The following is a 612-nucleotide window of genomic DNA, read 5'->3' as shown; positions in this document are numbered from 1 at the left end:
CCGGAGTCAGGTGTGCATCTAAGCACTGTTGTATGCATGACTGTCTAATCAATTTATCGTGCAAAATCGACGTTGTTTGTCGACTTTTGCGCAAGGAGGACGAACAGTACACTCAGTTGTGTATGTCAGCCTTCTTACTACACTTTGTCAGATAGAGTAGCTTTTGAAAGAACATCTTTTCGATATTCTCAGTTACTCAATTTGATTGATTACTAATATCAGCTTTCCAAATTGTTAAAGAACAGGTTTAGAGTAAAAAACCCTAATCAATACTTACTCAACCGAGTAAAAATTCATTAGGATTTGTATCTTTCTGACCAAGTTTATTCAGTAGCCATTTCGCCTGATGAAGTTAATTTGATTGCGAGAAGCGGAGTGTGCGCCAGCACATGAGCATCGCAGCATTCAAAGTAACGATAGCAGGTAGAAATGGTAGGCTTGGGCAGACTTGAACTGCCGACCTCACCCTTATCAGGGGTGCGCTCTAACCAGCTGAGCTACAAGCCTATTGGTGGAGCTAAGCAGGATCGAACTGCTGACCTCCTGAATGCAAATCAGGCGCTCTCCCAGCTGAGCTATAGCCCCATAAGACTTGGTCGTTCTTCATTAATA

At 42.6% G+C, this 612-nt stretch carries 2 tRNA genes; both read right to left on the bottom strand.

What is annotated here, in order from left to right:
* Window positions 1–430: 430 nt before the first annotated feature.
* Window positions 431–507: transfer RNA gene (locus tag ACXAGC_RS20440), tRNA-Ile, on the bottom strand.
* A gap of 2 nt (window positions 508–509) precedes the next feature.
* Window positions 510–585: transfer RNA gene (locus tag ACXAGC_RS20435), tRNA-Ala, on the bottom strand.
* Window positions 586–612: the final 27 nt, after the last annotated feature.

This window comes from Alteromonas sp. AWJ4_197, from assembly GCF_056160285.1.
The sequence above is the reverse complement of the archived record's forward strand: the minus strand, read 5'-3'. Positions and strand labels throughout refer to the sequence as shown.